This window comes from Streptococcus mitis, from assembly GCF_946188585.1.
GTDB lineage: Bacteria > Bacillota > Bacilli > Lactobacillales > Streptococcaceae > Streptococcus > Streptococcus mitis_DG.
Map to the genome: position 1 here is coordinate 141542 of NZ_CAMHVI010000004.1, position 25812 is coordinate 167353.

Sequence of the window (25812 nt, forward strand, 5' to 3'; positions counted from 1 at the left end):
AGCAGGCTAAAGCTAGCCTGCTTCTTTTCTATCAAACTGAACGCATTCCAAACCAGTCTTTTTTTGAGTTTTTTGATAAAATAGTACTATCAGTAAAAAGGATGGAAGCATGACTAAGAAAATCGTAGCTATTTGGGCCCAGGATGAAGATGGTGTAATTGGGAAGGACAATCGTCTGCCTTGGCATTTACCAGCAGAATTGCAACACTTCAAAGAAACAACTCTGAATCATGCTATCTTGATGGGGCGTGTGACCTTTGATGGGATGGAGCGTCGCTTGCTTCCAAAACGGGAGACCCTGATTTTGACTCGTAATCCAGAAGAAAAGATAGACGGGGTTACTACTTTTTATGATGTCCAGTCTGTCTTGGGCTGGTATCAGGCTCAAGAAAAGAATCTCTATATTATTGGTGGAAAGCAGATTTTTCAGGCTTTTGAACCCTACCTTGATGAGGTGATTGTGACTCAAATTCATGCTCGGGTGGAAGGAGATACCTATTTTCCTGAAGAGTTTGACTTGTCTCTTTTTGAGACGATTTCAAGCAAATCCTATACCAAAGATGAGAAAAATCCTTATGATTTTACCATCCAATACCGCAAGAGAAAGGAAGTCTAATGGAACGTAGTATATTTGGTTTTTTCACAGCCATGCTGTGCTTGGTCTGCTTGCTTGCAGGAGCACAGGCTTTTCGTAAAAAGCGCTATGGACTTTCTGTCCTGCTCTGGTTAAATGCCTTTACCAATTTGGTCAATAGTATCCATGCTTTTTACATGACCTTATTTTAGATAGAATGACAGTATAGAATAGAACGGAAGGAAATCATGCCTACAAATAGGAATAATGATATGATGGTTTATTGCTCATTTTGTGGCAAAAGCCAAGAAGAAGTACAAAAAATAATCGCTGGGAACAATGCCTTTATCTGTAATGAATGTGTGGAGTTAGCCCAGGAGATCATTCGTGAGGAGTTGGCGGAAGAAGTCTTGGCAGACTTGTCTGAAGTTCCAAAACCAATCGAACTTCTCCATATCTTGAACCACTATGTAATCGGTCAAGATCGTGCCAAACGTGCCTTAGCAGTGGCGGTTTACAACCACTACAAACGCATCAATTTCCACGATACGCGTGAAGAGTCAGAAGATGTGGATTTGCAAAAGTCAAACATCTTGATGATTGGCCCAACTGGTTCAGGGAAAACTTTCCTTGCCCAGACCTTGGCTAAGAGTTTAAATGTACCTTTTGCCATTGCAGATGCAACAGCTCTTACTGAGGCTGGTTATGTGGGTGAGGATGTGGAAAATATTCTCCTCAAACTCCTACAGGCTGCTGACTTTAACATTGAACGTGCAGAGCGTGGCATTATCTATGTGGATGAAATTGACAAGATTGCCAAGAAGAGCGAGAATGTCTCTATCACACGTGACGTTTCAGGTGAAGGAGTACAACAAGCCCTTCTCAAGATTATCGAAGGAACTGTTGCTAGTGTACCTCCTCAAGGTGGACGCAAACATCCGCAACAAGAGATGATTCAAGTGGATACTAAAAATATCCTCTTCATCGTGGGTGGTGCCTTTGATGGCATCGAAGAAATTGTCAAACAACGTCTGGGTGAAAAAGTTATCGGATTTGGTCAAAATAACAAGGCGATTGACGAAAATAGCTCCTACATGCAAGAAATCATCGCAGAAGATATTCAAAAATTTGGTATTATCCCAGAGTTGATTGGACGCTTGCCTGTCTTTGCAGCTCTTGAGCAATTAACGGTTGATGACTTGGTTCGCATCTTGAAAGAGCCAAGAAATGCCTTGGTGAAACAATATCAAACCTTACTTTCTTATGATGATGTCGAGTTGGAATTTGACGACGAAGCCCTTCAAGAGATTGCTAATAAAGCCATTGAACGCAAAACTGGTGCGCGTGGTCTTCGTTCGATTATTGAAGAAACAATGCTAGATGTCATGTTTGAAGTGCCGAGTCAGGAAAATGTGAAATTGGTCCGCATCACAAAAGAAGCTGTCGATGGAACGGATAAACCAATCCTAGAAACAGCCTAGAGGTGACTATGGAACTTAATACACATAATGCTGAAATCTTGCTCAGTGCGGCGAATAAGTCCCACTATCCGCAGGATGAACTACCAGAGATTGCCCTAGCAGGGCGTTCCAATGTTGGCAAGTCTAGCTTTATCAATACTATGTTGAACCGTAAGAATCTGGCTCGTACATCAGGGAAACCTGGGAAAACCCAGCTGCTCAACTTCTTTAACATCGACGACAAGATGCGCTTTGTGGATGTGCCTGGTTATGGCTATGCCCGCGTTTCCAAAAAGGAACGTGAAAAGTGGGGGCGCATGATTGAGGAGTATCTGACAACTCGAGAAAATCTCCGTGCAGTAGTCAGTTTAGTTGACCTTCGTCATGACCCGTCAGCAGATGATGTACAGATGTACGAATTTCTCAAGTATTATGAGATTCCGGTCATCATCGTTGCGACCAAGGCGGACAAGATTCCTCGTGGTAAATGGAACAAGCACGAATCAGCAATCAAAAAGAAATTAAACTTTGACCCAAGTGACGATTTCATCCTCTTTTCATCTGTCAGCAAGGCAGGGATGGATGAGGCTTGGGATGCAATATTAGAAAAATTGTGAGGAAAAGAAAATGGCAAAAACAATTCATACAGACAAAGCTCCAAAGGCTATCGGACCATATGTTCAAGGAAAAATCGTTGGCAACCTCTTGTTTGCTAGTGGTCAAGTTCCTCTCTCTCCTGAAACTGGAGAAATCGTTGGAGAGACTATCCAAGAACAGACAGAACAAGTCTTGAAAAACATCGGTGCTATTTTGGCGGAAGCAGGAACAGACTTTGACCATGTGGTCAAAACAACTTGCTTCTTGAGCGATATGAACGACTTTGTTCCTTTTAATGAGGTTTACCAAACGGCCTTTAAAGAGGAATTTCCAGCTCGTTCAGCTGTGGAGGTAGCTCGTCTTCCTCGTGATGTAAAAGTCGAAATCGAAGTCATCGCAGAGATTGGATAAGCTAGTTGAAGTTTGGTTCTGCCAAACTTCTTTTGATATAAGGAGAAAAAGATGACAAAGAAACAACTTCACTTGGTGATTGTGACAGGGATGAGTGGTGCAGGGAAAACTGTGGCCATTCAGTCCTTCGAGGATCTAGGCTATTTTACCATTGATAATATGCCGCCAGCTCTCTTGCCTAAGTTTTTGCAGTTGGTTGAAACAAAGGAAGACGACCATAAGTTGGCCTTGGTAGTGGATATGCGTAGCCGTTCTTTCTTTTCAGAAATTCAAGCGGTTTTGGATGAGTTGGAAAATAAGGAAGAACTGGACTTTAAAATTCTCTTTTTGGATGCAGCTGATAAGGAATTGGTCGCTCGTTACAAGGAAACTAGACGAAGTCACCCTCTAGCTGCAGATGGACGGATTTTGGATGGAATCAAGCTGGAACGTGAACTCTTGGCGCCTTTGAAAAATATGAGTCAAAATGTGGTGGATACAACTGAACTTACTCCACGTGAGCTGCGCAAAACCCTTGCAGAGCAGTTTTCTGATCAGGAACAAGCCCAGTCTTTCCGTATCGAAGTCATGTCTTTTGGCTTTAAATATGGAATCCCGATTGATGCAGACTTGGTTTTTGATGTCCGTTTCTTGCCAAATCCATACTACCTTCCAGAACTGCGAAACCAAACGGGTGTAGATGAACCAGTTTATGACTATGTCATGAATCACCCTGAGTCAGAAGACTTCTATCAACATTTGTTGGCCTTGATTGAGCCGATTTTGCCAAGTTACCAAAAGGAAGGTAAGTCCGTTTTGACCATTGCCATGGGTTGTACGGGTGGGCAACACCGTAGTGTGGCCTTTGCTAAACGCTTGGCGCAGGACTTATCCAAGAATTGGCCTGTTAATGAAGGGCATCGCGACAAAGACCGAAGAAAGGAAACGGTAAACCGTTCATGAGAAAACCAAAGATAACGGTGATTGGTGGAGGGACTGGGATCCCCGTCATTCTTAAAAGTCTGCGTGAAAAAGATGTGGAAATCGCTGCTATCGTAACGGTGGCCGATGATGGTGGTTCATCAGGTGAACTCCGAAAAAACATGCAGCAGTTGACACCGCCAGGAGATCTCCGCAATGTCCTTGTGGCCATGTCGGATATGCCTAAGTTTTATGAGAAAGTCTTTCAGTATCGCTTTTCTGAAGATGCAGGAGCCTTTGCTGGTCATCCATTGGGTAATCTCATCATTGCTGGCTTGTCAGAAATGCAGGGTTCGACCTATAATGCCATGCAGTTACTGAGCAAATTTTTCCATACAACAGGGAAGATTTATCCTTCCAGTGACCATCCTTTGACCCTTCATGCGGTCTTTCAGGATGGGACAGAAGTGGCTGGAGAGAGTCATATTGCAGACCATCCAGGCATGATTGACCATGTCTATGTGACCAATACCCTCAACGATGATACGCCTCTGGCCAGTCGTCGAGTAGTGCAGACCATTCTTGAAAGTGACATGATTGTCCTCGGACCTGGTTCCCTCTTTACCTCGATTTTGCCCAATATCGTGATTAAGGAAATCGGGCAGGCACTTTTGGAAACCAAGGCAGAAATCGCCTATGTCTGCAATATCATGACCCAACGTGGGGAGACGGAACACTTTACAGATAGTGACCACGTAGAGGTCTTGCATCGTCACCTTGGCCGACCTTTTATCGATACTGTCTTGGTGAATATTGAAAAAGTGCCTCAGGAATACATGAATTCCAACCGTTTTGATGAATACTTAGTGCAGGTGGAACATGATTTTGCTGGTCTTTGTAAGCAAGTTCCGCGTGTGATTTCATCCAACTTCCTTCGTCTGGAAAATGGTGGTGCCTTCCACGATGGGGATTTGATTGTGGATGAATTGATGCGGATTATACAGGTGAGAAAATGAGTTTCACAGTAGCAGTTAAAGAAGAAATCCTAGGTCAGCACCATCTGAGCCGGCATGAATTATCTGCCATTATCAAAATGTCTGGCAGTATCGGTCTCTCGACTTCGGGCTTGACCTTGTCAGTTGTGACAGAAAATGCCAAACTGGCTCGTCACCTCTACGAGTCCTTTCTCCATTTCTACGAAATCAAATCGGAAATTCGCCACCACCAACGGAGCAATCTTCGCAAGAATCGAGTCTATACCGTTTTTACAGATGAAAAGGTGCAGGACTTGTTGAGTGATTTGCACTTGGCAGACTCTTTCTTTGGCCTAGAAACAGGTATTGATGAGGAGATTTTATCGGACGAGGAAGCAGGGCGTGCCTATCTTTGTGGCGCTTTCTTGGCAAATGGAAGCATTCGTGACCCTGAGTCAGGCAAGTACCAGTTGGAAATCAGTTCTGTTTATCTGGATCACGCGCAAGGGCTTGCCTCCCTTCTCCAGCAATTTTTATTAGATGCCAAAGTACTTGAGCGCAAAAAGGGTGCTGTGACCTACCTCCAGCGTGCCGAAGATATTATGGACTTCTTGATTGTCATCGGAGCCATGCAGGCGCGTGATGATTTTGAGAGAGTAAAGATTTTACGAGAAACCCGTAATGACCTCAATAGGGCCAATAATGCCGAAACAGCCAATATTGCTCGGACAGTTTCTGCCAGCATGAAGACTATCAACAATATCAGTAAAATCAAAGATATCATGGGCTTAGAAAACCTGCCAGTGGATTTGCAGGAGGTAGCGCAACTGCGGATTCAGCACCCAGACTACTCTATCCAGCAGTTGGCAGACAGCCTCAGCACCCCTCTGACCAAAAGTGGTGTCAACCACAGACTTAGAAAAATCAATAAGATAGCCGATGAATTATAAAACCACGAATCGCATTTGACTCGTGGTTCTTTTTTATAAACTAGTAGAGTGTTTTGGTTGTACTTTTTGCTCAGGGTCAATGTAGTTGATGGCATTGTTGACAGCAGTTGGAGCTTCTCCCAGTCCTGTTGCAATCAAATCAATTTTTCCGTCATAGTAGCAGCAGTCACCGATAGCATAGATACCTGCTTGGCTGGATTCCTGTTTGCTGTTGACGATAATCTTGTGGCGGTTGAGGTCCAGACCCCAGTTTTTAAGGTTACCAACAGAAGATTTGAAACCATAGTTGACAAAGAGGTGGTCTAGGTCAATAGTTTCTGTTTCATCAGATTTAACTTTTGTGATTTCCAACTTGTCAAGCATTTTTCCATCTCCAAGGAGTTGGCTAGGAACGAATGGTGTCTTGATGGATACAGATGATTCTTGTAAGGCTTGGACACTGTGTTCCAAGGCGCGGAAATTATCTCTGCGGTGAACAAGGGTAGTTGGTGCAATTTTTTCAAAAGCCAAAGCCCAATCCACAGCCGAGTCCCCCCCACCAAGAATCGTTACTTTCTTACCAGCGTATTGCTGAATGTTGGAAACATGATAGTGGATATTTTCATAGCCCTCAACGCCTTCTAATTCCAGCGGACGAGGTTTAAAGGCACCGCCCCCCATAGCAATGATAACAGTTTTAGACAGGTGATTTCCTTTAGAAGTTGTGATGACAAAGACTTCTTCTTGTTTTTCAATCTCAAGAACCGTTTCATTGAGATGAATAGGGGTATCAAAGCCATTTAGTTGTTCAATCAAGCGGTTGGTCAACTCTTCTCCAGTCAGGTTTGGGAATCCCGGTACGTCTAGAATTTCCTTTTCAGGATAGAGAATAGCAGGTTGTCCACCTAGTTGCGGAAGGGAGTCGATGATTTGAACTTTAGCTTGGCGTAGGTGGGCATAGAAGGCTGCAAAGAGCCCGACAGGACCGCCACCTACAATAGTGATATCATAGAGTTGAGACATGGTTTCTCCTTTGTTTTTTCTAGTCAGTTTATTTTATCATATTTTTTCTTTAATTTAAAATGAAGTAGGATAGGGAAAAAAATGCCAGAAAAATGGTATAATAGAAAGGAACGTGTTTGGACAGAGAGGAGACAGCAGATGAACTTTCAACAATTATCCAACCTGCAATATTGGACTAGCTTGTTTTCTAGTCCTTGGAGTATTGCCATCAATCTGTTTGATATTTTGATTGTGGCCTATATTTTATATCGTTTTACAAAAGCGATAGCTGGCACCAAGATTATGATTTTGGTGCGTGGGGTCGTGATCTTTGTATTAGCCCAGGTTGTAGCCAATATCCTTGGTTTAACAACGATTTCTTGGTTGATTAATCAAATTATCACCTATGGGGTTATTGCTGCGGTTGTTATCTTCTCTCCAGAGATTCGGACTGGTTTGGAACGCTTGGGAAGGGCGACAGATTTCTTTTCTACTGCTCAAATTAGTGCAGAAGAGCAAATGATTCGTGCCTTTGTCAAGTCGGTTGAATATATGAGTCCTCGTAAGATTGGTGCTCTGGTTGCCATCCAACGAGTTCGGACCTTGCAAGAATACATTGCGACAGGGATTCCTTTGGATGCCAATATTTCAGCTGAACTCCTTATTAATATCTTTATCCCCAACACTCCCCTACACGATGGTGCTGTGATTATCAGAGAAAATCGGATTGCAGTCACCTCTGCCTATCTGCCCTTGACAGAAAGCACAGGGATTTCAAAGGAATTTGGGACCAGACATCGGGCGGCTATCGGTTTGTCAGAAGTATCCGATGCCTTGACCTTCATCGTCTCAGAGGAAACAGGTGGCATTTCTATTACCTATAACGGTGTTTTCAAGCACGACTTGACGATTGAAGAATTTGAAGCAGAGCTACGAGCAATTCTTTTGCCAGCCGTTGAGGAAAAAGTCAGTTTCAAGGACCGTTTGTTAGGAGGTTGGAAATATGAGAAAAAATAGTCTATACATCATTTCATCTCTCTTTTTTGCTTGTATCTTATTCATCTATGCAACGTCAACCAACTTTCAAAATAGTAATACCGCAAGGCAGGTTAAATCAGAAACTTACACCAATACGATAACGAACGTTCCTATTGTTATTCACTATGATGATGACCAGTATTTCATTAGCGGATTTGCATCAGAAGTTTCAGTGGTATTAACCGGAGCCAATCGTGTGACCTTGGCCAGCGAAATGCAGGAGAGCACTCGTAAGTTTAAGGTAACTGCTGATTTGACGGATGCCAGTGTTGGAACGATTGAAGTTCCCTTGAATATTGAAAATCTTCCAAGTGGATTGACCGCTGTGGCAACGCCTCAAAAGATTACAGTGAATGTTGGGAAGAAGGTTAAGCGAGATGGGATGCTTGTTGTGCCACAAGTTGACCAAAGCCAGATTGATCCCAAGTTACAAATTGATAGTATAACCGTGTCAAACGAACGAGTTTCGGTCACAACTGACCAGGAAACATTAGCTAAGATTGACAAAGTTATTGCGCTTTTACCAACCAGCGAACGCATAACAGGTAATTACAGTGGTTCAGTACCTTTGCAGGCAATCGATCGCAATGGTGTTGTCTTACCGGCAGTTATTACTCCGTTCGACACGACAATGAAGGTGACTACAAAACCAGTAGCACCAAGTTCAAGCACATCAAATTCAACAACAAGCAGTTCGTCGGAGACATCTTCGTCAACGAAAGCAACTAGTTCAAAAACGAATTAAAAATAGGAAAAGGATTTTATAAAAATGGGTAAATATTTTGGGACTGATGGAGTCCGTGGAGAAGCTAACGTAGAATTAACGCCAGAATTGGCCTTTAAACTAGGACGTTTTGGAGGCTATGTTCTTAGCCAACATGAAACGGAAGCACCGAAAGTTTTTGTAGGACGTGATACACGTATTTCTGGGGAAATGCTAGAATCTGCCTTGGTAGCTGGTCTTCTTTCAGTTGGTATTCACGTATACAAACTAGGTGTTTTGGCAACACCAGCAGTAGCTTACTTGGTAAAAACTGAAGGAGCAAGTGCTGGTGTCATGATTTCTGCCAGCCACAATCCAGCCCTTGATAACGGAATTAAGTTCTTTGGCGGTGATGGCTTCAAACTGGACGATGAAAAAGAAGCAGAAATTGAAGCCTTGCTAGACGCTGCGGAAGACACTCTTCCTCGTCCAAGTGCAGAAGGCTTGGGAACCTTGGTAGATTATCCAGAAGGCTTGCGTAAGTATGAAGGCTATCTTGTTTCAACTGGAACTCCTCTTGAGGGAATGAAGGTTGCCTTGGACACAGCAAACGGTGCGGCGTCTACAAGTGCCCGTCAAATCTTTGCAGACCTTGGCGCTCAATTAACTGTTATCGGGGAAACACCAGATGGTCTTAACATCAACCTTAATGTTGGTTCAACTCACCCAGAAGCTCTTCAAGATGTGGTCAAAGAAAGCGGCTCAGCTATTGGTTTGGCCTTTGACGGAGACAGTGACCGTTTGATTGCTGTTGATGAAAATGGCGACATCGTTGATGGTGACAAGATTATGTACATCATCGGGAAATACCTTTCTGAAAAAGGACAATTGGCCCAAAATACAATCGTGACAACTGTTATGTCCAACCTTGGTTTCCACAAGGCCTTGGACCGTGAAGGCATTAACAAGGCAGTCACTGCAGTTGGCGACCGCTATGTTGTGGAAGAAATGAGAAAATCAGGCTACAACCTCGGTGGTGAACAGTCTGGTCACGTCATCTTGATGGATTACAATACAACAGGTGATGGCCAATTATCTGCTGTTCAATTGACCAAAATCATGAAGGAAACTGGTAAGAGCTTGTCAGAGTTGGCAGCAGAAGTAACCATCTATCCACAAAAATTAGTCAATATCCGAGTGGAAAATGCCATGAAGGAAAAGGCTATGGAAGTGCCAGCTATCAAGGTTATCATCGAGAAGATGGAAGCTGAAATGGCGGGGAATGGCCGTATCCTTGTTCGCCCAAGTGGAACAGAGCCTCTTTTGCGTGTTATGGCAGAAGCGCCTACAACAGAAGAAGTGGACTACTATGTTGATACCATCGCAGACGTAGTTCGAGCTGAAATCGGGATTGACTAAATCCTAGAAAACTAGATGAAAATAAAAAATTATGGTACAATAGCTTATAATATTGTAGCCGAGGGAGAAAGACATGAATCTTAAACGTGAACAAGAATTTGTTAGTCAGTATCATTTTGATGCGCGTAATTTTGAATGGGAAAATGAAAATGGAGCTCCTGAAACTAAGGTGGATGTGAACTTCCAATTAATTCAACATGACCAAGAAAATCAAGTGACTTCCTTGATTGTTATCTTGAGTTTTATGATTGTATTTGATAAATTTGTCATCAGTGGAACCATTTCACAGGTGAACCATATCGATGGTCGTATTGTTAACGAACCAAGTGAATTGAACCAAGAAGAAGTGGAAACCTTGGCTCGTCCATGTTTGAACATGCTCAACCGTTTGACTTATGAAGTAACTGAAATTGCATTAGACTTACCAGGAATCAATTTGGAGTTCTAATATGAAATTAGCTGTTATCACAGATTCCTCTGCCTATCTCAGTGCAGATACCTTGCAAAGAGAAGATTTATTTGTCTTGGATATTCCTGTTAATATTGATGGTGAGGAGTATGTCGAAGGGATCAATCTGACTGCTGAGGAATTTTACCAAAAAATGGCTCAGGCTTCTGAATTGCCTAAGACCAGTCAACCAAGTATTGCCAAGTTAGATGAGATTCTAACTTCGCTTAAAGAACAAGGCTATACACATGCTTTGGGGCTTTTCCTATCTTCTGGAATTTCAGGTTTTTACCAAAATATCCAGTACATGGTCGATGATTATGAGGGATTAACCATTGCCTTCCCAGACACTTTGATTACAAGTGCTCCTCTGGGTATCATGGTTGAAAGTGTCTTTAACTGGCGAGACCAGGGTGATGACTTTGCCATTATTCAGGATAAGCTAGCTATCCAAATTAGTCACACATCTGCTTTCATCATGGTCGATGATTTGGACCACTTGGTTAAAGGTGGACGCCTTTCAAATGGAGCTGCGATTTTGGGCAATCTGCTAAGCATTAAGCCAATCCTCTATTTCAATAACCAAGGTGTGATTGAAGTGTACGAAAAAGTCCGTACTGAAAAGAAAGCAACCAAGCGCTTAATTGAAATTATCAATGAAGCAACAGCTTCAGGCCAATACCGTATCATTGTCATTCACGGAAATGCCCCTGAAAAGGCTGAGGAATTGCGTCAGCACTTACTTGAATCTGGAGTAGGTTCGGATGTTTCACTTGCTACATTTGGTAGTGTCATTGGAACACACCTAGGAGCAGGAAGCATTGCTCTAGGTTATATTCCAGTAATTTAGTTTGCGCTTCTAGGCTAGTTAAGAAATAGCAATTGAACACGGACTACCTGCCTCTTGAAAAAAGATGCCTGTCTTACCTTTCATGGAAAGTCAGCGCCATCCCCTATTTTTCACGGGTAGCTAAGGCCCTTTGTATCTTGATAATTGAACACGCCTGGAACCCTCTGTGAAAAAGATAGTTCTTCCAAGGAGGGAGGAGACACTCCTTGATTAGAACTCCTATTTTCACTCTGTGTTCTTACAGGCTTTGTATCTTAGAAATTGAACACGGACTACCTGCCTCTTGAAAAAAGATGCCTGTCTTGCCTTTCATGGAAAGTCAGCGTCATTCCCTATTTTTCAAGGGCAGCTATCGTCCTTTGTATCTTAGTCAGGAGTAGAGATGAGTATTCGAGTAATTATTGCTGGTTTTAAGGGAAAGATGGGCCAGGCTGCTTGTCAGATGGTCTTGGCTGATCCAGACTTGGACTTGGTAGCAGTTTTGGATCCCTTTGAGTCTGAATCAGAATGGCAGGGTATTCCTGTTTTCAAGGATAAGGCTGATTTAGCAGGCTTTGAAGCGGATGTCTGGGTAGACTTTACTACTCCAACTGTTGCCTATGAAAATACACGCTTTGCTCTTGAAAATGGCTTTGCTCCAGTAGTTGGAACAACTGGTTTCACGAGTGAAGAAATTGCAGAGCTGAAAGCATTTTCTCGTGAACAAAATTTGGGTGGTTTAATCGCTCCAAATTTTGCCTTGGGTGCTGTTTTACTCATGCAATTTGCAAGGCAGGCTGCTAAATATTTCCCAAATGTGGAGATTATCGAGCTCCATCATGACAAGAAAAAGGATGCTCCGAGTGGAACAGCTATTAAAACAGCTGAGTTAATGGCAGAAGTTCGAGAGTCTACCCAGCAAGGTGCGCCTGATGAAGAAGAATTGATTGCAGGTGCTCGTGGTGCTGACTTTGATGGCATGCGGATCCACTCAGTACGTTTGCCAGGCTTAGTAGCCCATCAGGAAGTCATCTTTGGCAATCAGGGAGAAGGATTGACACTCCGTCATGACTCCTATGATCGCAGCTCCTTCATGACAGGGGTGAATTTGGGAATTAAAGAAGTTGTCAAGCGTCATGAGCTTGTCTATGGATTAGAACACTTATTATGAGATTAACGCAAATGCCTTCTGAATTTCAGAAGGCTTTACCAGTATTAGAAAAAATTAAAGAAGCAGGTTTTGAGGCCTATTTTGTTGGGGGCTCTGTTCGAGATGCCCTCCTCAATCGTCCCATTCATGATGTGGATATTGCGACGTCTTCTTATCCAGAAGAAACCAAGCAGATTTTTCCGCGAACAGCCGATATCGGAATCGAGCATGGAACCGTCTTAGTTTTAGATGGGGATGAGGAGTATGAGGTAACCACCTTTCGGACAGAGGATGTCTATGTGGACTATCGCAGACCCAGTGCGGTCTCCTTTGTGCGCTCGCTAGAAGAAGACCTCAAGCGCCGTGATTTTACAGTCAATGCCTTTGCTTTGGACGAGACAGGAGAAATCATTGACTTGTTCCATGGTTTAGAAGATTTGGAAAAGCAAGTCTTACGAGCAGTTGGAGTGGCTAGTGAGCGTTTCAACGAAGATGCTTTGCGGATTATGCGTGGTTTTCGTTTTCAGGCTAGTCTTGGCTTCGAACTTGAGTCAGAAACATTTAAAGCTATGAAAATTTTGACGCCACTTTTGGAGAAAATTTCTGTGGAGCGTACCTTCGTTGAGTTTGATAAACTCTTGCTGGCTCCATTTTGGAGAAGGGGTTTGGCTTCCATGATTGAGAGTCAAGCTTATGACTATCTCCCTGATATGGCATCTAGCCAGGACGAGCTTAATAGACTGTTTGATTTAGAGACTGATTTTACTTTTGAATCCTCTGAACAAGCCTGGGCAGCTCTACTGTGGGCTTTGGAGATTGAAAATGCGCAGCCATTTTTGAAGGCTTGGAAGACCTCACGTCAATTTGCCAAGCAAGTTCAGGATTTGCTGACTATTTTGGCCTTGCGTGAAAAGGGAGAATTGAGCAAGCGCGATTGTTATCGCTTTGACTTGGATTTACTTTTACAGTCTGAAAATCTTCGTCAGGCCCAAGGAAAAGAAGTCAACCCACAAGCCATCACTGAAACCTACCAGAGCTTGACCATTCATGATAAGAAAGAAATTCAGATTAACGGTGGCATTTTAATCAAGGAATATGGTTATCAGCCGGGCCCAGACTTGGGAGAGATTTTAACAGAGATTGAATATGCCATTGTCGATGGAGAATTGGAAAATGACCGTCAAGCCATCCATGCTTATCTGAGGGAGAAAAAATGAGTGTTTTTATCGTTGAAAAACTAAGTAAATCCGTCGGTGACAAGACCGTTTTTAAGGATATTTCCTTTATTATCCATGACCTAGACAGAATCGGTCTAATCGGTGTTAATGGGACTGGCAAGACCACCCTTTTAGATGTTCTATCTGGTGTTTCTGGCTTTGATGGGGATGTCAGTCCCTTTTCGGCTAAGAATGATTACCAGATTGGTTACTTGACTCAGGACCCTGATTTTGATGATAGCAAGACGGTTTTGGATACGGTCCTCTCCAGCGACCTCAAGGAAATCCAACTCATTCGTGAGTATGAGTTGATCATGCTCAACTATAGTGATGACAAACAGGCGCGTTTGGAACGGGTCATGGCAGAAATGGACTCTCTCCAAGCTTGGGAAATTGAGAGTCAGGTCAAGACGGTTCTTAGCAAGCTGGGTATTCAGAACTTATCTACTCCAGTGGGAGAATTGTCAGGTGGTCTAAGAAGACGGGTCCAGTTGGCGCAAGTTCTTCTTGGCAACCACGACCTCTTGCTGCTGGATGAGCCGACCAACCATCTGGACATTGCGACTATTGAGTGGCTGACCCTCTTTTTGAAAAATTCCAAGAAGACCGTCCTTTTTATCACCCACGATCGCTATTTCTTGGACGCTTTGTCAACACGGATTTTCGAGTTGGATCGAGCTGGATTGACCGAGTATCAAGGGAATTATCAGGACTATGTTCGCCTTAAGGCTGAACAAGATGAGCGCGATGCGGCTCTTCTCCACAAAAAGGAACAACTTTATAAGCAAGAATTGGCATGGATGCGCAGACAACCGCAGGCGCGTGCGACCAAGCAGCAAGCTCGTATCAATCGTTTCCATGATTTAAAGAAAGAAGTTTCAGGTGGCGTTGCTGAGACAGACTTGACCATGAACTTTGAAACCAGTCGGATTGGGAAGAAAGTTATCGAGTTTCAGGATGTTTTCTTTGCCTATGAAAACAAGCCTATTTTGCAAGATTTTAATCTCTTGGTACAGGCTAAAGATCGTATTGGAATTGTTGGGGATAACGGTGTTGGGAAATCAACTCTCCTTAACTTGATTGCAGGCATTCTTGAGCCGACAGCAGGACAAGTTGTGATTGGGGAAACTGTTCGCATCGCCTATTTCTCTCAGCAAATTGAGGGTTTGGATGAAAGCAAGCGAGTGTTCAATTACTTGCAGGAAGTGGCAGAAGAGGTCAAGACCAGCGGTGGTTCTACGACTTCGATTGCAGAGTTGCTGGAGCAGTTCCTTTTCCCACGTTCGACGCATGGAACCTTGATTGAGAAATTGTCTGGGGGAGAGAAAAAACGTCTTTATCTCCTCAAACTGCTCTTGGAAAAACCAAATGTTCTTCTCTTGGACGAGCCGACAAATGACTTGGATATTGCTACTCTTACAGTTTTGGAGAATTTCTTGCAAGGCTTTGCTGGTCCAGTTTTGACAGTTAGCCATGACCGTTATTTCTTAGATAAGGTAGCGACCAAGATTCTCGCTTTTGAGGATGGCAAGATTCGTCCTTTCTTTGGTCATTATACCGATTATCTTGATGAAAAAGTCTTTGAAACAGAGTTGGCCAATCAAGTGCAAAAGGCCGAAAAGGAGAAAGTGGTCAAGGTCCGTGAAGACAAGAAACGCATGACCTACCAAGAAAAGCAGGAGTGGGCAAGTATTGAAAGCGATATTGAAGCCTTGGAAAATCGTATCGCTGTCATTGAAGAGGAAATGCAGGCCAACGGCTCTGACTTTGGTAAGTTGGCTACTCTCCAAAAAGAACTGGATGAGAAAAACGAAGCACTCCTTGAAAAATACGAACGCTATGAGTATCTAAGTGAATTTGATAGCTAGAAGAATAGAAAAATCCCGTCTCATGACAGGATTTCTCTATTCTTTTTTGGTTTCTTGATGAAAGATATTTTGCCAGGTTTCGTGACGACGCCAGATACTGGTATGGACGATACCATCTAACTCATAGCAGATGAGTTTGGTCTTTTGACTGATGGAAGTGATTTGGATGTCCTTGATAGCTGAATTCAAGTCTTTTTCTGCTTTATAGGCCTCTTTATTCATCTGTTCTCCATCTTGACGAATATAGACAAAATCGTCAGCTAAGAGTTCTTCCAGTTGATTTCCCTGATCAATCAATTGTTCGCGCATGAGCAATTTTTTATAGACATTGTCTAAAATCTCATCCTCAGGGATAGGTGCTGGCTCGATATGGACATCGGTATCAAAGACGCCAAAACGTTCCTCCAGCATAGACTCGACTTGATCCGCGATTTCATGACTCTCAAAAACAGACAAGTCAGGATTCATTTCTAGCGTAATATCAAGGTAAATGTTGCTACCGTAGGTGCGACCTCTTTGAGATTTAACCTTGCTAATTTTGGGAATTTCCATAATGGCCTTTTGATAGTCCTCAAGCAGGCGGTCGTCAAAACCATCGGAAAGGCTAAAGGAAGACTCGATAAAGATATCATAGGCAGTCTTCAAGATAAAGAAAGTGATGATAATGGCAACCAGTTTATCCACAATGGGATAATTGAAACTGCTGGCCAGGATGGCAATGGTAGTACCAAGTGAGGTAACAGCATCAGAAAGATTGTCCTGGGCGGCAGCCTTGAGTGCCTTGGAGTTGGATTTCTTACTGAGGCGAGTATTGTAGAGATAAACTAGAAACATAATCGCTGCAGAAATGATTCCTAGAGTTGCACCCAGAGGGTCAATAACCGTTTCTTCATGACTGAGAATCTTTTGAATGGTATCCCTTAGAACATCAAAACCAACATAGAACATGATGATGGAAGTGACCAAGCTAGCCAAATCCTCAATCTTCCAGTGGCCAAAACGGTGGTCTCGGTCTGCAGGCTGGCGCGCCATCCGGATTCCAATCAAGAGGGCCACATTTCCAATGATGTCCGACACGTTGTTAAAACCATCGGCCACCAAACTGGATGAATGAAGGAGGTGACCAGTTGCTAATTTGGCTGCAGACAAGATCAAATAGGTCGAAATACTGATAATGGCCCCACGCTCAGCTAACTTGAGATTTGAGATAGATTGCTTCATTCAACTTCCTTTCTAGTCATATAGCATTCTACCATTATACTGGTTTTCAAGGGAAAATTCAAATAAGTCATTTTTTACTCTTTGAAAACTTTTCAAAATTTGGTATAATAGTACTACTCAAGGGAGTAGCTGGCAGAAACCTGTGATAGTGTCGTCATTCCGAATTTTATACTGAAAAGTATGCTTTCCGGCACTATCTTAAACAGCGAGACTTGTTATGATTAACAGGTCTCTTCTTGTTTGTCGTGAAAAGATGCGATGAGGGAAAAGAGAGTCTGTTTTGCACACAATGTCAAGGAGGAGACACATGTCAAAAGAACAAAAACGCCAAGCGTTTTACACTCAGAGTCCTGAAGAGGTCTTGAAGGCTGTGGATGCGACCGAGCAAGGTTTGTCATCAAGTGAGGCGGAAAAGCGCCTTGCAGAATTTGGCCACAATGAACTCGAAGAAGGCGAGAAACGATCAATCCTGGTCAAATTTATCGAGCAATTTAAGGATTTGATGATTATCATCCTAGTTGCTGCAGCAATCTTGTCAGTTGTGACTTCTGGTGGGGAAGATATCGCAGATGCTATTATCATCCTAGCTGTGGTTATCATCAATGCTGCCTTTGGTGTTTACCAAGAAGGGAAAGCAGAAGAAGCCATCGAAGCTCTCAAATCCATGTCTAGTCCAGCTGCCCGCGTTCTTCGTGATGGGCATATGGCGGAGATTGATTCTAAAGAATTGGTACCAGGTGATATCGTCGCTCTCGAAGCTGGTGATGTAGTACCTGCAGACCTACGTTTACTAGAAGCCAACTCTCTTAAAATCGAAGAAGCAGCTCTTACAGGTGAGTCTGTGCCAGTCGAAAAAGACTTGTCAGTCGAGCTTACTGCAGATGCTGGTATTGGTGACCGTGTCAATATGGCCTTCCAAAACTCAAACGTGACCTATGGTCGTGGGATGGGTGTTGTTGTCAATACAGGGATGTACACTGAAGTTGGTCATATCGCTGGTATGCTTCAAGATGCGGATGAGACAGATACACCACTTAAACAAAACTTGAACAACCTTTCTAAAGTCTTGACCTATGCTATCTTGGTTATTGCACTTGTTACTTTTGTAGTGGGTGTTTTCATTCAAGGGAAAAATCCACTCGGTGAGTTGATGATCTCTGTTGCCCTTGCCGTTGCAGCTATTCCAGAAGGGCTCCCAGCTATCGTAACTATTGTTCTTGCCCTTGGTACTCAAGTTTTAGCCAAACGAAACTCAATCGTTCGTAAGTTGCCAGCAGTTGAAACTCTTGGTTCAACAGAAATCATCGCTTCTGATAAGACTGGTACGTTGACCATGAACAAGATGACAGTCGAAAAAGTCTTCTACGATGCAGTCCTACATGACTCAGCTGATGATATTGAACTGGGTCTTGAAATGCCGCTTCTACGTTCAGTAGTCTTGGCCAATGATACGAAAATCGATGTGGATGGCAATCTGATTGGTGACCCTACTGAAACAGCCTTCATCCAGTATGCCTTGGATAAGGGTTACGATGTCAAAGGTTTCTTAGAGAAATATCCACGCGTGGCTGAGTTGCCATTTGATTCTGAACGTAAGCTCATGTCAACAGTTCATCCACTTGCAGATGGACGCTTCCTCGTAGCTGTTAAAGGTGCGCCAGACCAACTCTTGAAACGTTGTGTTCTTCGTGATAAGGCTGGGGATATTGCTCCGATTGATGAGAAGGTTACAAACCTCATTCACACAAACAACTCTGAAATGGCTCACCAAGCCTTGCGTGTCCTTGCTGGTGCTTATAAGATTATTGACAGCATTCCAGAAAACCTCACTTCTGAAGAGCTTGAAAATGATTTAATCTTTACTGGTTTGATTGGGATGATTGACCCTGAACGTCCTGAAGCTGCTGAGGCTGTTCGTGTAGCTAAGGAAGCTGGAATCCGTCCAATCATGATTACGGGTGATCACCAAGACACTGCAGAAGCTATTGCCAAACGTTTGGGAATCATTGATGCAAACGATACAGAAGGTCACGTTTTAACTGGTGCTGAGCTCAACGAACTATCTGATGAAGACTTTGAAAAAGTAGTTGGTCAATACTCTGTTTATGCGCGTGTATCTCCAGAGCATAAGGTTCGTATCGTCAAGGCTTGGCAAAAACAAGGTAAGGTCGTTGCCATGACAGGTGATGGTGTCAATGATGCGCCAGCTCTGAAAACAGCCGATATCGGTATCGGTATGGGAATCACTGGTACAGAGGTTTCTAAGGGGGCTTCTGACATGATTCTTGCAGATGATAACTTTGCGACTATCATCGTTGCAGTGGAAGAAGGACGTAAGGTTTTCTCAAACATTCAAAAGACTATTCAGTATCTACTTTCTGCCAATACTGCTGAAGTATTAACTATCTTCCTATCAACCTTGTTTGGTTGGGATGTCTTACAGCCAGTTCATCTTTTGTGGATCAACTTGGTAACCGATACTTTCCCAGCTATCGCTCTAGGTGTTGAGCCAGCTGAGCCTGGTGTCATGAACCATAAACCACGTGGACGCAAGGCAAGCTTCTTCTCAGGTGGTGTTTTGAGTTCTATCATCTATCAAGGTGTACTCCAAGCAGCTATTGTTATGAGTGTTTATGGCCTTGCCCTTCTTTACCCAGTTCATGTGGGTGACAATCATGCCATTCATGCGGATGCTCTAACTATGGCCTTTGCAACCCTTGGTTTGATTCAGCTCTTCCATGCCTACAATGTCAAGTCTGTTTACCAATCCATCTTGACAGTTGGCCCATTCAAGTCTAAGACCTTCAACTGGTCTATCTTGGTATCCTTCATCCTTCTTATGGCAACAATCGTCGTAGAACCGCTTGAAGGTATCTTCCACGTAACCAAACTAGACTTGTCTCAATGGGGAATTGTTATGGCTGGAAGCTTCTCAATGATTATCATTGTCGAAATCGTTAAATTTATCCAACGTAAACTCGGTTTTGACAAGAATGCGATTTAAAAAAAGTCATCTTCGGATGGCTTTTTGTTACAGTTGAGGGAAAGGGCTTGCAGTTATCGGCTTTTGTGCTATAATTGCTATAATATAGTAAAAAGAAAGAGGAGTGTGAGGAAGTGGAGAAGAAAATTGTAAAGGATATCTTATTTTTATCTCAGGTGTCTCAACCGGCAAGTCAAGAAGATCTTTATCTTGCCAAAGATTTGCAGGATACACTCTTAGAAAATCGCGAGACCTGTGTTGGTCTGGCTGCCAATATGATTGGGGTGCAGAAGCGCGTGATTATCTTTAATCTTGGTTTGGTTCCTGTGGTCATGTTTAATCCAGTACTTCTGTCCTTTGAAGGACCTTATGAGACAGAAGAAGGCTGTTTGTCTTTGACTGGGGTTCGATCGACGACCCGTTATGAAACGATTACGGTGTCCTATCGTGACAGCAAGTGGCAGGAACAAACCATTACCTTGACAGGCTTTCCAGCTCAGATATGCCAGCATGAACTGGATCACTTGGAAGGACGAATCATTTAGGAGGAAAGCAAATGAAACGAATAGTCTTTGAACTTATTTTTATTGCATCGACTTGGTATATCTTCTTACCACCCCTTAACCTGACCAGCTGGGAATTTCTCTTTTTCCTTTGTGGGCATTTGCTGCTTGTAGCAGTCTTATTTGGCTTTGGCAGGGGAATCAATCTGGTCAAAACAGTCCATGTGCGTCATGGCAAAGCGGAAGCTGCCTTAAATCTAGAGGATGTCAAAATCAATCGGTTAGGGAAAATCCTTTTAGCTTCTATTGGAGGAATTCTTCTCTTAGCAGCCTTGGTTTCCTTGGTGACTTCCAGCATTTTTCAGGCTAAAAATTATGCCAATGTAGTCACGGTTACGGAAAAAGACTTCACAGAATTTCCCAAGACTGATACCAGTAAGGTTCCTATTTTAGATAGAAGTACTGCTGAAAAAATTGGTGACCGCTACTTGGGTTCCCTAACGGATAAGGTGTCGCAATACGTGGCGGCAGACACCTATACTCAACTAACGATTGATGGGAAGCCCTATCGGGTGACACCGCTAGAATACGCAGACCCTATCAAATGGTTTAATAATCAGGCCAAGGGAATCGGCGAGTATATCAAGGTGGACATGGTAACTGGAAATGCCAACTTGGTGGACTTGAAGACACCCATCAAGTATTCGGATTCGGAATATTTTAACCGAGATGTTAAACGTCACCTGCGCTTGAAGTACCCAACCAAAATTTTCAAAACTCCATCTTTCGAGGTGGACGATGAGGGCAATCCTTTCTATGTGGCTACAGTTTACCAAAAGCAGTTTGGGCTTGCAGTTCCTCGTCCTGTTTCAGTCATTATCTTGGATGCTACAAATGGAGAAACCAAGGAATACAGCTTAGCAGATGTTCCAGAATGGGTGGACAGGGTTTATCCAGCTGAGGAAACCATCGAGCAAATCAACTATAACGGCAAGTACAAGGACGGTTTCTGGAATGCCATGATTTCCAAGAAAAATGTGACCCAGACTACCAAGGGATATAATTACTTGTCTATCGGCAATGACATTTATCTCTACACAGGTGTGACGTCGGCCAATGCGGATGAAAGTAATCTTGGTTTCATCCTTGAAAACATGCGAACAGGAGAAATCACCAAGTACAGCTTGGCTTCTGCGACCGAAGAATCAGCTCGTGAATCGGCAGAAGGTGCTGTTCAGGAGAAATCCTACAAGGCAACCTTCCCAATCCTCATCAACCTCAATGATAAACCTCTGTATATTATGGGATTGAAGGATAATGCTGGATTGGTCAAAGAGTATGCTCTGGTAGATGCAGTCGAGTACCAAAACGTTATCGTAGCTACTACAGTGGAAGAACTGCTCAGCAAATATGCCAATAAAAACGACCTTGAGATTGATAATGCAACAACTGAAAGCATCAAGGGTGTGGTAGCAGACCTCAAATCAGCTGTTATCAAGGGCGACACCGTTTACTTCTTTAAAGTTGATGGCAAGATTTATAAGGTCAAGGCCTCTGTATCGGATGACCTTCCTTACCTAGAAAATGGTAAAACCTTCGAAGGTCAAGTAGGAAAAGATAACTATCTTAAGACCTTTAAAGTGCAGTAAAAAACCTCGGTCAAACCGAGGTTTTTCAGATGAATTTCTTGGTAGTAGCTAAAAAATATGCTACACTATCAATATGAAAATTTTAATCCCAACAGCAAAAGAAATGAACACAGACTTGCCAAGTATTGAAGTCGCTCCTTTAAGACCAGAAAGTCAGGCGGTGCTGGATGCCTTGGCCCTCTATTCTTCTAATCAATTGGAGAGTTTTTACAAGGTATCAGCTGAGAAGGCTGAGGAAGAATTTCAAAATATCCAAGCTTTGAAAAGGCAAACTGCTCAACACTATCCAGCCTTGAAACTTTTTGATGGGCTTATGTATCGCCATATCAAGCGAGATAAATTGACTGAGGCTGAACAAGCTTATCTTGAAAATCATGTCTTCATTACCTCGGCTTTGTACGGTGTTGTTCCAGCCTTGTTACCTATGGCACCTCACCGTTTGGACTTTTTGATGAAGTTAAAAGTTGCTGGTAAGACTTTGAAGAGCCATTGGAAGTCAGCCTATGATGAAGCTGTGAAGAAGGAAGACCTAATTTTCTCCCTCTTGTCGTCCGAGTTTGAGACTGTATTTTCTAAGGAAATCAGAGAAAAGATGGTGACCTTCAAATTCATGGAGGATAGAGGTGGTCAGTTGAAGATTCATTCAACTATTTCCAAGAAAGCGCGTGGTGCCTTCCTAACAGCACTGATAGAAAATCAAGTACAGACGGTGGAGGAAGCACGTCGCTTAAGTTTTGCAGGATTTACCTACCGAGAAGACCTGTCCCAGCCACAGGAATTGGTTTTTGTTAAGGAAGTATAGAAAATAGATAAAAGAAAAAGTCAGCAGTATTATGCTGACTTTTCTAGTTTATAAAGTATTGGATATATGAATCTCATTTGATAAACAGTTAAGATGATTGACTAAATCCATGATTGACAGGTGATTTTGACAAATAAACTTCTTCGTAATGCCTGGAATATAGAAATTAGACACGATGATATCGTAATCTGTCTGATTCAAAATCTCAGGGCTTGTTTGCAATTCATCCCAAATTTCGAAGGTAAAGCGATTATTACAGTAATAGGAAAGCATATCAACAAAGGTAAGGGATATAGCATGGTCAAAGTTACTGATAATTAAAACCTTGATAGGTGGTCGATTTTCTAACAACTGAGTAGAGAGGTTTTCAGCATGGGTTAAGATGGTGTACATCAAATGTTCCAACTGTTCAGGATGGTCATGCTGTCCAATTGCTTGACGGTATTGAGCCAGTTCTTGACGCGCACTTCCCATAAAGTCTGGGAAATAAACTTCGAATTTTTTAATCGTCAATGCTTTTTGTTCAAATAAGATTGGAGTAGAAAATATTTCCTGTCTTTCAAAGAAAGCCGTGTTGTGTAAATGCCAAATCAGCTCATCGCGGTTGGTAAAAGTAATCTTATATTGTTTTGCTAGACGTTCTAATATTTGACTAAGTAATTGGTAAGAGTATCTTGCTTCACTGTTTCCTTCTAATGAATTAAAGAACTCTTGAGGATCTAAGAAAAGATTGTTTTGAATAAAGGAAATAAAAATTTGTGCGATGATATCTGGAGTGATTTCCAGTCCCAATTTCTCAGAGAAATGGACAAGTATCTCCTCAAAGTTTGGAATTCCCATCAAAAGAGGATAGTATTCTTCGTTAAAATGATTGGGTAAGTCGATGAAATGACCATTTTTGATACGGTGGATACTGATAGCTAACATCAATTTATACATTCTATAAATTGAAAATCGCATCGGATAGTTGGTGATTTTATAGAAGAAATCAGCAAACTCTGTTAAGTCCTCTTCAGGGATATCGGGGAAAGGCCAGTCTAGGAAATAATAACGCTCAGAAAAGTATTGGGCAAAAAAATAGCGAATATCCATCTCATTCCCACGTATCTCAGATGGAGTAAAAGATAGTTCAATTTGGAATTGAGATGATAGAATTTTTGTAATATTTCGACCTAATCGATATAGATTAGCATTACTTGAGTGAAGATTTTCAACGGTTCGATAAATAGGTAGTCCCTCATTGAAAAACATATACTCTAGTAATTGAAAAGATTGAGAATGGGAAAGAAAATATTGATATACATCTTCTACACTGGTGTTAACTTCTATATCTATCATGATTCCGTTTACGGAAGATTGGATGTTAATATTTGGAAAGGCGGTACGTAATTCATTTAAATCATTTTTTAGAATTCGTTCTGTACATCCTAAATTGTCGGCAAGTTCATGTAATTTCATCCAATTACGATTCTGGATTAAGATCTCCATTAAACGTAGTTGTCTTTGATCTTTTGTGGATAAAAGGTTGCGCATGTAGGTAATTTCCTCCTTAATTCATTATATCATATTATCGTCTAAAGTGTACAAAAATGTTGGAGTAGAAAAAGTGTCTAGATTAAACAGAAAAATTAGAATAATATAAGTGGCTTTTAGGTACAAAAAGAGAATATATTAATTGATTAGAAAATATTGATTTATATCTCAAATAGTTGTAGAGTGAGAACTATAAAATACTATCTAGGAGTTCACAATGAAACATTCACATAAAAAATCATTTGACTGGTATAGCTTGCAACAAAGATACTCCATTCGGAAATATCACTTTGGTGCAGCGAGTGTTTTGCTCGGAACAGCCTTGGTCTTGGGAACTGCTGCTAATGCTCAAGCGGTACAAGCAGAAGAACAAAAATCAGAAGCTACTAACAGTGTTTCTGTCGATAAGGTAGAAGAAGCTACCAAACCAGCAGAAGTTTCTACAGTTAAGAAAGAAACGACCTACGCAGCTCCAACGGTTGCTAATCCAGTAGAAGTAACTCCAGCTAAATCTGAAGATGCTAAAGCACCAGCAGAAAAAGTTGAAGAAGCTAAAATTCAGAGAGAAGAAGTATCTTCTAAAAATGCTGTTGATAAGTCAAAATTATCAGCTGCCCTTTTGCGCGCAGAAAAATTGGAGATTAAACTGTACACTGAAGAAAGTGTAAAGCGTCTTCAATCTAGTGTACAATCTGCTAAAGAATTACTAAATAAAGCAGATGTGACAGAATCAGAATTATCTCAAGCAGAGTCTGAACTTCAAGCTGCAGTTATTGCTTTGGAACTTAGAGGGGCGACTACGACTAAAGTTATTGATAAAACTGAAGTAGTGAGCAAAATTGAATCTGCTGAAAAGAAAAATGCAGATTCAAAAGTAGCTGAACAAACTTCTGAAGTAGACAAAGAGTCAGAAGAAAAAGATAAAATTGCCTTAAAACCTGTAAAGGGGCTTAGAGTTGAAGATGCAAAGGCAAATAAAAAAGGCGGGTGGAATATTCCGTTAGATCAAGAAGCACGCTTAAGATTAAAGAGTGCTATTGAGGCTCATGCCGCACAAGGTAGTTCGCGTCGTCGGAAACGTGCTATCGGAGATTTGGATTATACCTTCAAGAAAGTTATGACCCCAGTTAATCCAGGTTTCTACGCAGATGCCAAGAGTGTTGATGAGTTAACAGTTAACCCAGACTATATAAATGAAACAGTTGTCAACGTTTGGTATAAAGACTTAGGTTATATCAATTTAGTCGACAAAGATGGACATTACATCAATTCAAATGGTGAAGTAGTAGAAAATAAAGAAGCGGCTGTCCGTAGACAATACAAAAATGATTTTAATGACACAACAAGAGCAGATGTAACTGAAATTCCTAATGCACCAGTTGGTTGGAAAATTAGTGACAATCAATCTATTCGTGGATATGATGCAGAAACAAAAACTATTGATCCAAACGACGATAATGATTTAGATGCTGTTGGTAAAGACTCTAATGTAGTCATTGAAAAAGAAAATCAAAAAGCTGTCATCCGTTACGTAAGCACTAACGGTAACCGTGTTCTCACAACAGATGAAGTAACAGGTAAGTCAGGAGAAGCCATTGCCTA

The 25812-nt window shown here is 42.1% G+C and carries 24 protein-coding genes; 21 read left to right on the forward strand and 3 right to left on the reverse strand.

Annotated features, from left to right (window positions below):
- The first annotated feature begins 109 nt into the window (after positions 1 to 109).
- Genes N8M66_RS06790 through whiA form a run of 8 tightly spaced genes read left to right on the forward strand, consistent with a single transcriptional unit; the run spans position 110 to position 5866 of the window.
- Positions 110 to 616 (forward strand): dihydrofolate reductase, encoded by a 507-nt coding sequence (locus tag N8M66_RS06790; protein WP_061590351.1) that lies wholly within the window; start codon positions 110 to 112, stop codon positions 614 to 616.
- A complete protein-coding gene (locus tag N8M66_RS06795; RefSeq protein WP_000442260.1) occupies positions 616 to 786 on the forward strand; it encodes a hypothetical protein in 171 nt (56 codons plus the stop codon). The genes N8M66_RS06790 and N8M66_RS06795 overlap by 1 nt, the downstream gene beginning before the upstream one ends.
- 36 nt (positions 787 to 822) lie before the next feature.
- Complete coding sequence (clpX, locus tag N8M66_RS06800; RefSeq protein ID WP_012972566.1) at positions 823 to 2055, forward strand: ATP-dependent Clp protease ATP-binding subunit ClpX; 1233 nt, start codon at positions 823 to 825, stop codon at positions 2053 to 2055.
- Between the two features lie 8 nt (positions 2056 to 2063).
- Positions 2064 to 2651: a ribosome biogenesis GTP-binding protein YihA/YsxC gene (gene yihA / locus N8M66_RS06805; RefSeq protein ID WP_000422605.1), complete on the forward strand. Its 588-nt coding sequence runs from the start codon at positions 2064 to 2066 to the stop codon at positions 2649 to 2651.
- Positions 2652 to 2661: 10 nt separating this feature from the next.
- The gene (locus tag N8M66_RS06810; RefSeq protein ID WP_001140420.1) at positions 2662 to 3042 is read left to right on the forward strand and encodes a RidA family protein; all 381 of its coding nucleotides are present in this window, start codon (positions 2662 to 2664) and stop codon (positions 3040 to 3042) included.
- Positions 3043 to 3093: 51 nt separating this feature from the next.
- The gene (gene rapZ, locus N8M66_RS06815) at positions 3094 to 3984 is read left to right on the forward strand and encodes an RNase adapter RapZ (RefSeq protein WP_000163055.1); all 891 of its coding nucleotides are present in this window, start codon (positions 3094 to 3096) and stop codon (positions 3982 to 3984) included.
- A complete protein-coding gene (locus tag N8M66_RS06820) occupies positions 3981 to 4958 on the forward strand; it encodes a YvcK family protein (protein ID WP_001231075.1) in 978 nt (325 codons plus the stop codon). The genes rapZ and N8M66_RS06820 overlap by 4 nt, the downstream gene beginning before the upstream one ends.
- On the forward strand, positions 4955 to 5866 hold the full coding sequence (whiA, locus tag N8M66_RS06825) for a DNA-binding protein WhiA (protein WP_020903050.1): 912 nt from the start codon (positions 4955 to 4957) through the stop codon (positions 5864 to 5866). The genes N8M66_RS06820 and whiA overlap by 4 nt, the downstream gene beginning before the upstream one ends.
- A gap of 33 nt (positions 5867 to 5899) precedes the next feature.
- Here the strand turns inward: whiA and N8M66_RS06830 are convergent, their stop codons facing one another.
- Positions 5900 to 6868: an NAD(P)/FAD-dependent oxidoreductase gene (locus tag N8M66_RS06830; protein WP_070842827.1), complete on the reverse strand. Its 969-nt coding sequence runs from the start codon at positions 6866 to 6868 to the stop codon at positions 5900 to 5902.
- A 138-nt stretch (positions 6869 to 7006) separates the two neighbouring features.
- Here N8M66_RS06830 and cdaA point away from each other — a divergent pair, with 138 nt between their 5' ends.
- The 8 genes from cdaA (at position 7007) to N8M66_RS06870 (ending at position 15519) form a co-directional block, all read left to right on the forward strand.
- A complete protein-coding gene (gene cdaA / locus N8M66_RS06835) occupies positions 7007 to 7864 on the forward strand; it encodes a diadenylate cyclase CdaA (RefSeq protein ID WP_049491656.1) in 858 nt (285 codons plus the stop codon).
- The gene (locus tag N8M66_RS06840) at positions 7851 to 8630 is read left to right on the forward strand and encodes a YbbR-like domain-containing protein (protein WP_125416211.1); all 780 of its coding nucleotides are present in this window, start codon (positions 7851 to 7853) and stop codon (positions 8628 to 8630) included. The genes cdaA and N8M66_RS06840 overlap by 14 nt, the downstream gene beginning before the upstream one ends.
- Positions 8631 to 8654: 24 nt before the next feature.
- Positions 8655 to 10007: a phosphoglucosamine mutase gene (gene glmM, locus N8M66_RS06845; RefSeq protein WP_049511120.1), complete on the forward strand. Its 1353-nt coding sequence runs from the start codon at positions 8655 to 8657 to the stop codon at positions 10005 to 10007.
- Positions 10008 to 10080: 73 nt separating this feature from the next.
- On the forward strand, positions 10081 to 10455 hold the full coding sequence (locus N8M66_RS06850; RefSeq protein ID WP_001050079.1) for a DUF1149 family protein: 375 nt from the start codon (positions 10081 to 10083) through the stop codon (positions 10453 to 10455).
- A gap of 1 nt (position 10456) precedes the next feature.
- Complete coding sequence (locus N8M66_RS06855; RefSeq protein ID WP_125416209.1) at positions 10457 to 11305, forward strand: DegV family protein; 849 nt, start codon at positions 10457 to 10459, stop codon at positions 11303 to 11305.
- A 382-nt stretch (positions 11306 to 11687) separates the two neighbouring features.
- Complete coding sequence (gene dapB / locus N8M66_RS06860) at positions 11688 to 12455, forward strand: 4-hydroxy-tetrahydrodipicolinate reductase (protein ID WP_049511118.1); 768 nt, start codon at positions 11688 to 11690, stop codon at positions 12453 to 12455.
- Complete coding sequence (locus N8M66_RS06865; RefSeq protein WP_080977758.1) at positions 12452 to 13651, forward strand: CCA tRNA nucleotidyltransferase; 1200 nt, start codon at positions 12452 to 12454, stop codon at positions 13649 to 13651. The genes dapB and N8M66_RS06865 overlap by 4 nt, the downstream gene beginning before the upstream one ends.
- Positions 13648 to 15519, forward strand: coding sequence for an ABC-F family ATP-binding cassette domain-containing protein (locus tag N8M66_RS06870; protein WP_125416207.1), 1872 nt, complete (start codon positions 13648 to 13650; stop codon positions 15517 to 15519). The genes N8M66_RS06865 and N8M66_RS06870 overlap by 4 nt, the downstream gene beginning before the upstream one ends.
- A 36-nt stretch (positions 15520 to 15555) precedes the next feature.
- Here the strand turns inward: N8M66_RS06870 and mntE are convergent, their stop codons facing one another.
- Positions 15556 to 16740: a CDF family manganese efflux transporter MntE gene (mntE, locus tag N8M66_RS06875; RefSeq protein WP_125416205.1), complete on the reverse strand. Its 1185-nt coding sequence runs from the start codon at positions 16738 to 16740 to the stop codon at positions 15556 to 15558.
- 307 nt (positions 16741 to 17047) lie between these two features.
- On the opposite strand from mntE, the gene N8M66_RS06880 reads away from it, so the two are divergent.
- The 4 genes from N8M66_RS06880 (at position 17048) to yaaA (ending at position 22677) form a co-directional block, all read left to right on the forward strand.
- Positions 17048 to 19744, forward strand: a complete 2697-nt coding sequence (locus tag N8M66_RS06880) for a cation-translocating P-type ATPase (protein ID WP_125416203.1) — start codon at positions 17048 to 17050, stop codon at positions 19742 to 19744.
- A gap of 113 nt (positions 19745 to 19857) precedes the next feature.
- Positions 19858 to 20268, forward strand: a complete 411-nt coding sequence (locus tag N8M66_RS06885; protein WP_261046369.1) for a peptide deformylase — start codon at positions 19858 to 19860, stop codon at positions 20266 to 20268.
- An 11-nt stretch (positions 20269 to 20279) separates the two neighbouring features.
- Entirely contained in the window at positions 20280 to 21875 is a 1596-nt protein-coding gene (locus N8M66_RS06890; protein WP_261046372.1) for a hypothetical protein, read from the forward strand.
- Between the two features lie 73 nt (positions 21876 to 21948).
- Positions 21949 to 22677, forward strand: coding sequence for a peroxide stress protein YaaA (gene yaaA / locus N8M66_RS06895; protein ID WP_261046375.1), 729 nt, complete (start codon positions 21949 to 21951; stop codon positions 22675 to 22677).
- A 48-nt stretch (positions 22678 to 22725) separates the two neighbouring features.
- Here the strand turns inward: yaaA and N8M66_RS06900 are convergent, their stop codons facing one another.
- Positions 22726 to 24210 carry a M protein trans-acting positive regulator PRD domain-containing protein gene (locus tag N8M66_RS06900; RefSeq protein WP_261046378.1) on the reverse strand — a complete coding sequence of 495 codons (1485 nt, stop codon included), beginning with the start codon at positions 24208 to 24210 and terminating at the stop codon, positions 22726 to 22728.
- 217 nt (positions 24211 to 24427) lie between these two features.
- Here N8M66_RS06900 and N8M66_RS06905 point away from each other — a divergent pair.
- On the forward strand, positions 24428 to 25812 hold a 1385-nt coding region (locus N8M66_RS06905), incomplete at its 3' end, for a YSIRK-type signal peptide-containing protein (protein ID WP_261046380.1).